The 12,461-nt window shown below is 72.0% G+C and carries 12 protein-coding genes; 7 read left to right on the top strand and 5 right to left on the bottom strand.

Going from position 1 to position 12,461, the window contains the following annotated elements:
* Positions 1–46 precede the first annotated feature (46 nt).
* Together ACFFHU_RS13390 and ACFFHU_RS13385 are read left to right on the top strand one after the other, a co-directional pair.
* Positions 47–358 carry a hypothetical protein gene (locus ACFFHU_RS13390; RefSeq protein ID WP_377338676.1) on the top strand — a complete coding sequence of 104 codons (312 nt, stop codon included), beginning with the start codon at positions 47–49 and terminating at the stop codon, positions 356–358.
* A 132-nt stretch (positions 359–490) separates the two neighbouring features.
* On the top strand, positions 491–1,213 hold the full coding sequence (locus tag ACFFHU_RS13385; protein ID WP_377338674.1) for a methyltransferase domain-containing protein: 723 nt from the start codon (positions 491–493) through the stop codon (positions 1,211–1,213).
* Between the two features lie 114 nt (positions 1,214–1,327).
* On the opposite strand, the gene ACFFHU_RS13380 is transcribed toward ACFFHU_RS13385, so the two are convergent.
* On the bottom strand, positions 1,328–2,395 hold the full coding sequence (locus ACFFHU_RS13380; RefSeq protein WP_377338672.1) for a LacI family DNA-binding transcriptional regulator: 1,068 nt from the start codon (positions 2,393–2,395) through the stop codon (positions 1,328–1,330).
* Between the two features lie 140 nt (positions 2,396–2,535).
* Here ACFFHU_RS13380 and arfA point away from each other — a divergent pair, with 140 nt between their 5' ends.
* From arfA to ACFFHU_RS13355, 5 genes are read left to right on the top strand one after another with little or no spacing between them, the layout of a single operon-like run.
* Entirely contained in the window at positions 2,536–4,050 is a 1,515-nt protein-coding gene (gene arfA / locus ACFFHU_RS13375; protein ID WP_377338670.1) for an arabinosylfuranosidase ArfA, read from the top strand.
* A 37-nt stretch (positions 4,051–4,087) separates the two neighbouring features.
* Positions 4,088–5,425: an ABC transporter substrate-binding protein gene (locus tag ACFFHU_RS13370; protein WP_377338668.1), complete on the top strand. Its 1,338-nt coding sequence runs from the start codon at positions 4,088–4,090 to the stop codon at positions 5,423–5,425.
* Between the two features lie 5 nt (positions 5,426–5,430).
* Complete coding sequence (locus tag ACFFHU_RS13365; RefSeq protein WP_377338666.1) at positions 5,431–6,399, top strand: carbohydrate ABC transporter permease; 969 nt, start codon at positions 5,431–5,433, stop codon at positions 6,397–6,399.
* Between the two features lie 11 nt (positions 6,400–6,410).
* The gene (locus tag ACFFHU_RS13360; protein ID WP_377338664.1) at positions 6,411–7,238 is read left to right on the top strand and encodes a carbohydrate ABC transporter permease; all 828 of its coding nucleotides are present in this window, start codon (positions 6,411–6,413) and stop codon (positions 7,236–7,238) included.
* 50 nt (positions 7,239–7,288) lie between these two features.
* Positions 7,289–8,347 carry a glycoside hydrolase family 43 protein gene (locus ACFFHU_RS13355; RefSeq protein WP_377338663.1) on the top strand — a complete coding sequence of 353 codons (1,059 nt, stop codon included), beginning with the start codon at positions 7,289–7,291 and terminating at the stop codon, positions 8,345–8,347.
* A gap of 198 nt (positions 8,348–8,545) precedes the next feature.
* Here the strand turns inward: ACFFHU_RS13355 and ACFFHU_RS13350 are convergent, their stop codons facing one another.
* The 4 genes from ACFFHU_RS13350 to ACFFHU_RS13335 form a co-directional block, all read right to left on the bottom strand.
* Entirely contained in the window at positions 8,546–10,093 is a 1,548-nt protein-coding gene (locus ACFFHU_RS13350) for an amino acid permease (RefSeq protein WP_377338662.1), read from the bottom strand.
* 209 nt (positions 10,094–10,302) lie between these two features.
* Positions 10,303–11,211, bottom strand: a complete 909-nt coding sequence (locus ACFFHU_RS13345; RefSeq protein WP_377338660.1) for a GlxA family transcriptional regulator — start codon at positions 11,209–11,211, stop codon at positions 10,303–10,305.
* Between the two features lie 7 nt (positions 11,212–11,218).
* Positions 11,219–11,827, bottom strand: coding sequence for a cysteine hydrolase family protein (locus tag ACFFHU_RS13340; protein WP_377338658.1), 609 nt, complete (start codon positions 11,825–11,827; stop codon positions 11,219–11,221).
* A 68-nt stretch (positions 11,828–11,895) separates the two neighbouring features.
* On the bottom strand, positions 11,896–12,461 hold a 566-nt coding region (locus ACFFHU_RS13335; RefSeq protein ID WP_377338657.1), incomplete at its 5' end, for a sensor histidine kinase.

Here is a 12,461-nt window from a genome sequence, read left to right as displayed (position 1 = left end):
CGTGCCGGGGCTGTCGCGGGGCGCCCCGGCCGTCCACAATGCTCCCATGGTGACGTTCGAATACGCGCTGCTCGTGCGGCGGCGGCTGGCGAGCACGACCGAGGCCGGTTGGGAGATCACCTTCCACTGGTACGGCCCGGACGGATCGATGGCCGACGTCACCGAGTACGGCGACACCGCGCTCACGCACCTGAACCGGGTCGGCGCGCAGGGCTGGGAGCTGGTCACGATGACCGAGGACCACTCGCTGGACGCCCCGAACGAGCTGCACCGCTACCACCTCAAGCGGATGCTCTCGGCCCCAGCGCCCCGCCCCCGGATGGGCCGATCCGGCCGGATGACCCGGGTCGGCCGCTGACCTGTCTGCTGACGCGGCGCCGCCCGCCCGGCCAGAACAGAACAGACCAGACCAAACCAGACCCAGACCGTGCCGAGGCGCCGGGGTGTGGGGGGCGGGGATCGGGGTAGGCCGGGGGCCGGAGGTGCCACCATGGTCGCGCTCAGCAGAACCGCGCTGCCCGGCGAGCGGCTGCGGCAGATCGACACGTACCTGGACGCCGCCTGGACCGATCTCGCCAAGTTCGACGAGCGGCTGCGGGACGTACCGGTGGAGGTGCGATTCGACCGCGGGGTGGCGCACCTGCACGGCCGGGTGGCCGATCAGCGCGAGCACCGGTTGGTACGCCAGTTGGTGGGCCGGCTCGACGGCGTGCTGGCGGTCTGGTCGCGGGTGGCGGTGGACGGCCGCGAGCCGGTGGTGCTCGACCTGGGGTGCGGCGCCGCCAAGCAGTGGCCGGGCAACCTGGGCTTCGACCTGCGCGGGGCGGCGGGGGTCGACGCGGTCGCGGACCTGTCCGGCTCGCTTCCGGTACGCGACGACTCGGTCGACGTGATCTTCACGGTGCACATCCTCGAGCACCTGATCGACTTCCTGCCGCTGGTCGACGAGTGCCACCGGGTGCTCCGGCCGGGGGGCACGCTGCACGTGATGAGCCCCTGGTGGGGGCACGTGAACGCGGTGGCCGACCCGACCCACGTGCGGCTGCTGGACGTACAGACCATCAAGGGCATCTGCACCCGGCCGCCCGGCGCGCCCCGGTGGTACCCACTGCACGCCGGCTGCGACGGCGCGTCGATCTTCGCCGACCTCACCCCGCTGGCCGACGGCGACCCCGCCCCCGCCCCCAGCCACCTCGCCCGCTTCTTCGACTGACCCACCCCACCTGGGCCGGACGGGTTGATCATGAAGTTGACGGGCGCCACGCCGGCCTGTCACCCCGCCAACTTCATGATCGACCGGAGATCCGCGCGGGAGGGGAGGGCGGGGTTAGCGGCCTAGGGTGCTTTCGCGGAGGGCTAGGCGGTAGCCGGCGGAGAGGTCGCGGGAGCCCCGCGGGCCGCGCGCGCCGCCCGGGGAGACCGACGCGCCCGCCGGGACCGCCTCGGGCTGCCGCGCGCCGTCAATGCGGGCGGCCAGCAGGTCGACGGCGAGCCGGGCGATCTCGGCCTTGTCCGGGGCGACCGTGCTGAGCGTGGGGACCGAGAACCGGCCGTCCTCGATGTCGTCGAACCCGGCCACGGCCACGTCCTCGGGCACCCGCAGGCCCTCCTCGTGCAGCGTCCGCAGGGCGCCGAGCGCGAGCGTGTCGTTGAAGCAGAAGACCGCGTCGGGGCGTACCCCGGAGCGGAGCAGGGCCCGCATGGCGGCCGCGCCGTCCGCGCGGTGCCACTGCACGGCGGGCGCGATCAGCCGGTCGTCGCGGTCGATGCCCGCGGCCGCCAGCGCGGCGAGGTAGCCGCGCAGCCGGAGCCGGGCGCTGGCGCCCTGCGGCGTCCGCTGGGCGCCGATGGCGGCCACCCGGCGCCGGCCGAGCCCGGTCAGGTGCGCGGTGATCTCGCGGGCGGCCGCGACGTTGTCGATGGCCACGTGGTCCGCGCCGCCATGGTCGGCGCGCTCGCCGAGCAGCACCATGGGGGTGCCGTCACCGCCGCCGGCCAGGTCGGCCCCGGTGAGGGCGAGCGGACTGAAGATCAGGCCGTCGATGAGGTGGTCGCGGATGCCGGCGGCCACCAGCCGCTCCTGCTCGCGCTTGCCGCCGGTCTGGTCGATCAGCACGGTCCAGCCGTGCCCGGCGGCCTCGCTGACCACGTGCCGGGCCAGTTCGGCGAAGTAGGGCAGGTCGAAATCCGGTACGGCCAGGGCGATCACCCCGGTACGACCCTTGCGGAGGTTGCGGGCCGACAGGTTGGGCCGGTAGTTGAGTTCGGCGATGGCCTCCTCGACCCGGGCCCGGGTGTCGGGCCGGACGTGCAGGTAACCGTTCACCACGTTGGAGACGGTCTTGACCGAGACGCCGGCCCGCTCGGCCACGTCCTTGAGCCTGTGCCGCGCCACCCGGCACCTCCCTCCCGATGGCAGGACTCTATCGCGTAACGCAGTCTTTACATCGTTGCCTACAACGTTGTAGAAAGGCCTTCACGCAGGTGACCGACCGGCGGACGCCGTTGGCCGACCGTAGTCGAAAGGTGACACTGGTGCGCACTGCTGCCCTGACCGTAGACCCGGCCTTCCGCATAGCCCCGGCCGACCGGCGGTTGTTCGGGTCGTTCGTGGAGCACATGGGCCGATGCGTGTACGGCGGTGTCTACGAGCCCGGTCACCCGGCCGCCGATGAGCTGGGGCTGCGTGCCGACGTGCTTGAGCTGACCCGCGAGCTGGGGGTCAGCACGGTCCGCTACCCGGGCGGCAACTTCGTCTCCGGCTACCGCTGGGAGGACGGCGTCGGGCCGGTGGGCGACCGGCCGCGGCGGCTCGACCTGGCCTGGAAGACCATCGAGACGAACGCCTTCGGCCTCAACGAGTTCATGATCTGGGCCCGGACCGCCGGCGTCGAGCCGATGATGGCGGTGAACCTCGGCACCCGGGGCGTGCAGGAGGCCTGCGACCTGCTGGAGTACGCCAACCACCCGGGCGGGACGCGGCTGTCGGACCTGCGTCGCAAGCACGGCGTGGAGGACCCGTACGGGATCCGGCTGTGGTGTCTCGGCAACGAGCTCGACGGCCCGTGGCAGGTCGGGCACAAGACCGCGGCCGAGTACGGCCGACTGGCCGCCGAGACGGCCCGCGCCATGAAGCTGATCGACCCCGAGGTCAGCCTGGTCGCCTGCGGCAGCTCCAACCGCGGCATGCCCACCTTCGCCTCCTGGGAGGCGACGGTGCTCGAGCACACGTACGAGCACGTCGACTACATCTCCGCGCACACCTACTACGACCCGTCCGACGGCGACGTCGACAGCATCCTGGCCTCCGCCGTCGACATGGACCTGTTCATCGACCAGGTCGTGGCCACCGCCGACCACGTCGGGGCCCGGCTGCGGCAGACCCGGAAGCTGAAGATCTCGTTCGACGAGTGGAACGTCTGGTACCAGGCGCGGTTGCAGGCCGACCTGGACCGGCGCGGCTGGGTGGAGGCGCCGGCGCTGATCGAGGACGACTTCACCGCGGTCGACGCCGTGGTGGTGGGCGACCTGCTCATCACCCTGCTCAAGCACGCCGACCGGGTCGGCGTGGCCTGCCAGGCGCAGCTGGCCAACGTGATCGCCCCGATCCGCACCCGCAACGGCGGCCCGGCGTGGCGGCAGAGCATCTTCCACCCGTTCGCCCTGACCGCCCGGTACGCCCGCGGCACCGTGCTGCGGACCGAGCCCGCCGGGCCGGAGTACGACACGAAGCGGCACGGCTCGGCCCCCGCGATCTCCAGCACGGCCGTGTACGACGAGGAGACCGGCGAGCTGGCCGTCTTCGCGGTCAACCGCGGCGCCGACGAGCTGGCCCTGGACCTGGACCTGCGCTCCCTGCCGGCGGCGGCCGGCAGCGAGCACCACACCATCGCGGCGGGCGCCGACCCGGGCGCGATCAACACCCCCGACGAACCGAACCGGGTGGTCCCGCGCGAGCTGGACCGTCCGGCGGTGGACGGCGGCCGGTGCACCGTCCGGTTGCCGGGCCGCTCGTGGAACCTGCTCCGCTTCACCACCGGGAAGAACTGATCAGGTACACCCGCCTTCACCCCCGAGGAGTTACCAGATGATCAACAACGAGATCAGCCGGCGCCGGCTGCTCGGCCTCGGCGCCGGGCTCGGCGCGGCCGGCGCGCTGACGCTGGCCGGCTGCGGCGGCAAGAGCGCCAGCGACACCGGCGGTTCGACCAGCGGCGGCAACGGTGGAAAGGACTACACCGGCCCCAAGGTCAGCCTGAAGCTGTGGAACGGCTTCACCGGCGGCGACGGCGACATCTTCAAGAAGCTGGTGGACCAGTTCAACTCGGAGCACCAGAACATCGCGGTGACGCCCGCGACGTACGAGTGGGCCGACTACTACGCCAAGCTGCCGGGCGCGGTCTCCAGCGGCAACGGGCCGGACATCGCGGTCATGCACATGGACCAGCTGGCCACGTTCGCGGCCCGCAAGGTCATCATGCCGCTCGACGACGTGGCCAGCGCGCTCGGGCTCAGCGAGGGCGACTTCGCGCCCACGGTCTGGAAGGGCGGCATCTACCAGGACAAGCGGTACGGCATCCCGCTCGACATGCACCCACTGGGCTTCTACTACAACAAGTCGGTCATGCAGAAGGCCGGCCTGGACCCGGAGAAGCCGCCGACCAACCGGCAGGAGTACGAGGCCGCGCTGGCCGCCCTCAAGAAGTCCGGCGTGCAGGGCTTCTGGGTCAGCCCGTTCCAGTTCACCGGCGGCATGACGGCGTACTCGGTGATCAACCAGTTCGGCGGGTCGCTGTTCGACCAGGGCGCCCAGTCGGCCACCTTCAACGCCGACCCGGCGGTCGAGGCGGTCACCTGGCTGGTCGACATGATCAAGCAGGGTTACTCCCCGGCCAACGTCGGCCAGGACGCCGACTACCTGGCCTTCAAGGCCGGCAAGAACGCGTTCAACTGGAACGGCATCTGGCAGATCAACGACCTGAAGAAGAGCCCGAACGTGCAGTGGGGCGTGGCCCCGGTGCCGCAGATCGGCAGCAAGCAGGGCGTCTGGGCCAACTCCCACAACTTCACTATCGTCCAGCAGCGGTCCGCGGACAACAACAAGATCGCCGGGGCCAAGGTCTTCATCAACTGGCTCAGCCAGCACTCGCTGGACTGGGGCAAGGGCGGCCAGGTCCCGGCCCGCAAGGCGGTCCGCGAGAGCAGCGACTTCACCGCGCTGCCGGACATCTCCAAGCTCGCGCCCGAGCTGGAGTACGCGGCCTTCCCGCCGGCCGTTCCCGGGCTCGGTGACGTGCTGACGATCTTCTACGACTCGTTCAACGCCGCCGTGCTCGGCAAGCAGCAGCCGAAGCAGGCCATGGACGCGGGCGCGGCCAAGGCCAACAAGCTGCTCGAGGACAACCGCAAGAAGTACGGGAGCTGATCGGCGTGGCCGATGTCATCGAGGTCGAGGCGGCGCGCACCGGCGCGCCGCCCGCGGCCCGGGCCCGCAACGGCGGGTCCGGCGCCGCCGGGGGGTGGGCCGGGCGCGGCACCCCGTACCTGTTCCTCGCGCCGTACCTGGTGCTGTTCGGTGTCTTCGGCCTCGCCCCGGTCATCCTGGGCGTCTGGATCAGCCTGCACAGCTGGGACCTCCAGCTGCCGAACAAGCCGTGGGTGGGCCTGGCGAACTACAAGGAGCTGTTCACCAGCGACTCGCTGGTCTATCACGACTGGTGGCAGAGCGTCCGGGCCACGGCGATCTTCACGGTGGGCACCACGCCGCTGCTGCTGGTGATCCCGCTGGCGCTGGCCCTGCTGCTCAACCGGTCGTTCCCGGGCCGCACGTTCTTCCGGGCCGTCTTCTTCGCCCCGTACGTCCTGGGCGTGGCGGTGATCGGCCTGCTCTGGCGGTTCCTGCTGGACACCAACCTCGGCATGGTCAACCGGGTGCTCGAGCTGGTCGGTCTGCCCGCGCACACCCCGTGGGTCACCGACACGCCATGGGCGTTCATCTCGTTGATCGGCGTCACCGTCTGGTGGACGGCCGGCTTCAACGCGGTGATCTACCTGGCCGGCCTGCAGGACATCCCGGCCGAGCTGTACGAGGCGGCCACCGTGGACGGCGCCTCGGCCTGGGACAAGTTCCGGCACGTCACGCTGCCCGGCCTGCGCCCGGTGGTGCTGTTCGTGCTCACCACCACGATCATCGCGTCGGCCGGCCTGTTCGGACAGTCGCGCCTGATCACCCAGGGCGCGCCGGCCAACGAGACGCGGAGCGTGGTCTGGTACATCGTGGACCACGGTGTCGCGCAGAACGACGCCGGCCGGGCGGCCGCGATGAGCGTGATCCTCGCGCTGATGCTCGGAGTGGTCAGCGTCGCCAACTTCCGCTTCTTCCGCTACCGGGAAGACTGAGGGGTCACCACATGCCCGCACTCCGCCGCCTGAGCCTGTACGCCGTCCTGGTGCTCCTCACCCTGGTGTTCGTCCTGCCGCTCCTCTGGATGCTGTTCACCTCGCTGAAGACGTACCCGGAGGCGCAGCGGATCCCGCCCACGTGGCTGCCCAGCCCCTTATCGTCGTACGGATATCAGAAGATCTTCGCGCCCGGCTCGCAGAACCCGGTCCTGCGCTGGTTCGTCAACAGCCTCATCGCGGCCACGCTGCACGCGCTGCTCGTGCTGGTCACCGCGTCGATGGCCGCGTACGCGCTGGCCCGGCTGCGGTTCCGCGGCCGGACGGCGATGTTCGGGGTCATCGTGGCCACGCTCTTCGTGCCGCCGGCCACGCTGATCGTGCCGAGCTTCGCCATCGTGAGCAGCCTGCACTGGCTGGACACCCTGCTGGTCATCGTGGTTCCGGCCGCGGCCAGCGCGTTCGGGGTGTTCTTCCTGCGCCAGTTCTTCATCTCGCTGCCGCGCGAGCTGGAGGAGGCCGCCGTGCTGGACGGGGCCAACCAGTGGCAGGTGTTCACCAGGGTGGTGCTGCCGCTGTCCCGGCCGGCGCTGGCCACCCTCGCCGTGCTGTCGTTCCTGACCAACTGGAACGACTTCCTCTGGCCGATCTTCGTGCTGTTCAGCACCGACCGGCTCACCATGCCGGTTGGCCTGGGCCTGCTGCAGGGCGCGTACAACACGGACTTCCCGGTGATCATGGCGGGCGCCATGGTGGCCAGCGTGCCCGTGCTGATCCTGTTCGTGCTCGCCCAGCGCCACGTCATCCAGGGCGTCTCGCGCAGCGGCCTCAAGGGATGACCGTTGAAGGAAGGGCCCCTTGTTATCGCTTTTTGTATAGCAGGGGGCCCTTGTTAACGGCCGTCCCGCCGCGCGGCGGGCAGCGGCCGGCCCGCCGCGCCGGCCGGCTGCTGTCGGTGCTCGCCGTCGCGGCCCTCGCGGCCGGCTGCTCGTCGGCGCCCCGATCCTCCGACCCCTCCCCCGGCCCCAGCGGAAGCGACCAGTCCATGTTCACCAACCCGGTGCTGCGCACCGACAGCCCCGACCCGCAGGCGATCCGGGTGGCCGACACCTGGTACCTGTTCTCCACCAACGCGGGCGGCGCCAACATCCCGGTGCGCACCTCCACCGACCTGGTCAGCTGGGCGGCCGCCGGCGACGCGTTGCCCGAGGTGGGCCGCTGGGCGGACGCCGGCAAGACCTGGGCGCCCGAGGTGATCGCCCTGGCCGAGGACAGGTACGTCGCGTACTACACAGCCGCCGACCGCCGGTCCGGCCGGCAGTGCATCGGCCGGGCCGTGGCCAGCAAGCCCACCGGCCCGTACGTCGACGACGCGGCCGAGCCGCTGATCTGCCAGGCCGACCAGGGCGGCTCGATCGACGCCAGCCCGTTCCGGGACGACGACGGCACGCTTTGGCTGGTCTGGAAGAACGACGGCAACGCCATCGGCGCCGACACCTGGCTCTGGTCGCAGCGGCTGTCCCCGGACGGCCTGCGGCTCACCGGCTCACCGGCCAAGCTGCTGCGCCAGACCGAGGCGTGGGAGGGCGCGGTGATCGAGGGGCCGTTCCTGCACCGGCACGACGGCAAGCTCTACCTGTTCTACGCCGCCAACGCGTACGACAAGGCCGAGTACGCCGAGGGGTACGCCGTCTGCGAGTCGCCGACCGGCCCATGCGTGAAGGCCGCCGAGAACCCGATCCTGCGCTCGAACGGCGCCGCCTCGGGTCCCGGGCACGCCTCGATGGTGTCCAAGGACGGCCGGGACTGGCTCATCTACCACGCTTGGCCACCCGGCGCCGAGGGCGCCGTCGACCCCGGCCGGCAGGTCTGGCTGGACGAGGTGACCTGGGCCGCCGGCAAGCCCACCGTGCACGGCCCGACCGCCGCCCCGCAGCGCAAGCCCTGACGCGCAAGCCCTGACGCGCAAGCCCTGACGCGCAAGGAAGGGCCCCTTCTTATCGCTTTTTGTATAGGAAGGGACCCTTCTTAACGCCCCGCCCCGACCCGGCCGGGGCCCGCGCAGACCGGGGCCGGCGCAGGCCGGGGCCCGCGCAGGCTGGGGCCCGCAGGCCGGGGCCGGCGCAGGCCGGGGCCCCGGGGGATCTCAGCCTGCGGTCGTCGGCTCCGGGTCGGTGGACTCGCTCCCGGCCCGCTCCGGATCCGCCCCTGCGGCCCCGGACTCCGCGGCCTGCTCCCGGCGCGCCAGCCGGTTGCGCCGACGCCCGTAGCCGAAGTAGATGATCCCGCCGAGCACCATCCAGACCAGGAACCTCAGCCAGGTCTCCATCGACAGGTTGGTCATCAGGTAGAGGCAGGCCAGCGCCGACACGATCGGCAGGACCGGCGAGAACGGCACCCGGAACGGCCGCTTCAGCTCCGGACGGGTACGCCGCAGGATCGGCACCGCCACCGAGACGATGACGAAGGCGAAGAGCGTACCGATGCTCACCAGGTCGGCCAGCGCGGAGAGCGGGACGAAGCCGGCGAGCAGCGCCACCACCACCACCATGATGGCGGTGATCCGGTACGGCGTACCAAAGCGCGGGTGGATCTTCGCGATGGCCGGCGGGATGAGACCGTCCCGGGAGACGGCGAAGCCGATCCGGCCCATGGCCACGAGGTCGACCAGGATGCCGCTGGTGAGCCCGGCGACCGCGGCGATCGACACCAGCGCCGCGGCCCAGCCCGCGCCGACCGCGCGGAACGCGGAGGCGATCGGCGCGCCCGCGTCGATGTCGGTGTACTTCACCATGCCGACCACCACGAGCGAGACGCCGATGTACAGCACCGTGGAGATCACCAGCGTACCGATCAGGCCCAGCGGCAGGTCGCGGCGCGGCCTGCGGGTCTCCTCGCTCAGGTTCGCGACGGCCTCGAATCCGGTGTACGCGAAGAAGACCACCGCCGCGGCGGTGAGCACCCCGGCGAAGCCGAACACCGACGGCTCCATCCCGAAGATCGCCTGGGTGAGCGGGCGGGCCAACCCACCCTCGCTGGCGTCCGGCTGGCGCGCGGGCGGGATGAACGGGGTCAGGTTGGCGGTCTTCACGAAGAACAGGCCGGCCGCCACGACCAGGACGCAGACGGCCACCTTCACCAGCACCAGCACATTGGTCAGCCGGGCCGACTCGCGGATGCCCGTGATGGCCACGACGCCGAGCAGCACCACGATGGCCATGGCGCCCACGTTGACGACGCTGCCATCCTCGCTGAACCAGGCGGAGGGCAGCCCGACCAGGTCGGCCAGGTAGCCCGACCAGCCCCGGGCGATCACCGCGGCGCCGAGCGCGAACTCCAGCAGCAGGTCCCAGCCGATGATCCAGGCCGCGAGTTCGCCCAGGGTCGCGTACGCGTAGGTGTAGGCGCTGCCCGCCGTCGGCACGCTGGAGGCCAGTTCGGCGTAGCAGAACGCGGCCAGCAGTGCCACCACGCCGCCGATGGCGAACGAGATCACCACACCGGGGCCGGCGGTGTCCCGCGCCTCGACGCCGGTGAGCGTGAAGATGCCGGTGCCGATCACGATGCCGACGCCGAAGCCCATCAGGTCGACGGAGCCGAGCCGACGGCGCAGCCTGCCGCGGTCGTCCCCGTCCTCGGCACCCTGCGCCAGAACGTCCTTGATCGGTTTCTTCCGCAGGATCGATGTCGCCATCGAAGATTGTCCTCCCACCTGGCGACCTCCTGGTCGGGTCGCGCGTGGCGGGCCTGCTACCCGCGGGTACGGCCGCTCAACCGCGTCTCGCCAGGCCGGAGTGCCCAGCACCACACCGATACGCCGCACCGGGGACGGCGGCGGACACCCGAGGCGTTAACAGGGGGCCCCTGCTATACAAAAAGCGATAACAAGGGGCCCTTCCTTCATCAGCGGGCGGCGGAGCGGAGTCGGCGCAGCATGCGGGCGTCGGCGAAGCCGACGGCCCGGGCGGCGGTCTCCACCGTCGAGCCGTGCCCGATCAGGTGCTCGGCCCGCTCGAGGCGGAGCATCTGCTGGTACCGCAGCGGCGTCAGCCCGGTGGCCGAGCCGAACAACCGGGTCAGCGTCCGCGGGCTGACCCCTACCCCGGCGGCCAGCTCGTCCAGCCGCAGCGGGTGGGCGAAACGCGTGTCGATCATGTCCTGCGCCCGGTGCACGGCGTCGCTCAGGTGGGCGCGGTGCCGCAGCATGGCGCTGTCCTGCGGCTCGTCGCCGTTGCGCCGGGCGTACACCACCATCGAGCGGGCCACCCGGGCGGCCGCCCCGGGCCCGTGCCGGGCGGCCACCAGGTGCAGCGCCAGGTCGATGCCGCTGGCGATGCCGGCCGAGGTGACCACCCGGTCGTCGACGACGTACAGGACGTCCCGCAGCACCCGGGCCGCCGGATACCGCCGGGCCAGCTCGGCGGAGAGCTCGTGGTGGGTGGCGCACCGCCGGCCGTCCAGCAGGCCGGCCCGGCCCAGCACGTCGGCGCCGGAGCAGACGCTGGCCACGGTGCCGCCGGCCGCGTGGTGCGCGGCCAGCCGCCCGAGCACCCCGGCGGACACCTCGGGGGCGGCCGCCAGCGTCGGCGCCCGGCATCCGGGCACCACCACCAGGTCGTCCGGGGACAGCTCGGGCCAGTCCGGCTCCGCCCGCACCGGCAGCCCCTGCGCGGTCGGCACCTCCGGCGACTCGGCCACATAGCGCAGCCGGTAGTCGTGGCCGAGGTCGGCCGCCGTCGAGAACACCTGCGCCGGCCCGGCAAGGTCGAGCAGGTGCAGCCGGGGCAGCAGCAGGAACACCACCCTGCTCACGATCCGGTCAGCCTCCCACGACCGCCGGCTCCGACGCTCCGACGACCTCATCCACGGTACGGATCGTCGCGAACCGGCCCGCGAGGGCGTACTCGGTCCGGGCGATGATGTCGGCGGTGCCCAGCGTACGAGGGTCGGCCAGGATCTCCGCGAGGGTACGGCCGGGCGAGGCGTCGCGGTGCTGGATCGGCGTGGTGGCCGTGGCGTCGGTGACGAACGTGACGTCGTAGCCGAGGTCGGACGCCACCCGGGCGGTGGTCTCGCAGCACTGCTCGGTCTGAATGCCGGAGACGATCAGCCGGCGGATGCCGCGCTCGGTGAGCAGTTGCGCCAGGCCGGTGGTGGTGAAGGCATTGTGCGAGGTCTTGGTCAGCCGGGGCTCGCCGGGGGCCGGTTCCAGCCCGTCCATCAGCCGGACGTGGCCGTTCGCCGGATCGAACACGGTGCCGGTGTCCGGTTCGCTGTGCAGCACCCAGACCACCAGGTCGCCGCGCTCGCGGGCGGCCGTCACGAGCCGGTTGACCTGCCGGACGATGTCCGGGTTGGAGTTGGCCGCCCAGATCTCCCGCTGCTGGAAGGACCGCTGGACGTCGATCACGAGAAGTGCTGAGGTCATGCACCGATACTGACGATCGCCGGGGCCGGCCGACAGCCACGTTCGCGACCCGATCCGGAACGATCCGGTCAGCTCGGCTCGACCGGGACGGTGATGCTGATCCGGGTCGGTCCGCCGACCGGGCTGTCCACCCGGAGCCGCGCGTCGATGGCGTCGAGCCGGTCGCCGATGCCGCGCAGGCCGGTGCCGCGGGCCGGGTCGGCGCCGCCCGTACCGTCGTCGGTGACCTCGATCCGCAGCGAGCCGCGACTGCGCTCGAACCGCACGGTGGCCGCGGCGGCACCGCTGTGCTTGGCCACGTTGGCCAGCGACTCGGCGATCGCGAAGTAGACGGCCGTCTCCACGGCCGGGGCCAGGTCGGCCGGCGGCTCGCCGGTCACCGTCACCGGGGTGGCGAGGTCCAGGGCCAGCGCCCGCACCGCGGCGCCGAGGCCGCGGTCGGCGAGCACCGCCGGGTGGATGCTGTGCATGACGGCCCGGAGGTCGTCGAGGGCACCGGTAGCGGCCGCCCGGGCCTCGTCGATCAGCCGCAGGGCCTTGTCCACGCCGTCGGTCTCGCCGCTCCCGGCGACGTCGACGGTGGCAGCGCCGCGGCCGGTGCCGGCCACGCCCCTGTCGCCGGCGGCGCCGGCGC

The organism is Plantactinospora siamensis, assembly GCF_042434095.1.
Lineage (GTDB): Bacteria > Actinomycetota > Actinomycetes > Mycobacteriales > Micromonosporaceae > KBS50.
This window is presented reverse-complemented; position numbering and strand designations above follow the sequence as displayed.

What these genes read in the sequence shown, in the direction of transcription:
- ACFFHU_RS13370 (WP_377338668.1), top strand. Translation starts at nt 4,088, where the DNA reads ATGATCAACAACGAGATCAGCCGGCGCCGGCTGCTCGGCCTCGGCGCC.
- ACFFHU_RS13360 (WP_377338664.1), top strand. Translation starts at nt 6,411, where the DNA reads ATGCCCGCACTCCGCCGCCTGAGCCTGTACGCCGTCCTGGTGCTCCTC.
- ACFFHU_RS13340 (WP_377338658.1), bottom strand. Translation starts at nt 11,827, where the DNA reads ATGACCTCAGCACTTCTCGTGATCGACGTCCAGCGGTCCTTCCAGCAG.
- ACFFHU_RS13390 (WP_377338676.1), top strand. Translation starts at nt 47, where the DNA reads ATGGTGACGTTCGAATACGCGCTGCTCGTGCGGCGGCGGCTGGCGAGC.
- ACFFHU_RS13385 (WP_377338674.1), top strand. Translation starts at nt 491, where the DNA reads ATGGTCGCGCTCAGCAGAACCGCGCTGCCCGGCGAGCGGCTGCGGCAG.
- ACFFHU_RS13350 (WP_377338662.1), bottom strand. Translation starts at nt 10,093, where the DNA reads ATGGCGACATCGATCCTGCGGAAGAAACCGATCAAGGACGTTCTGGCG.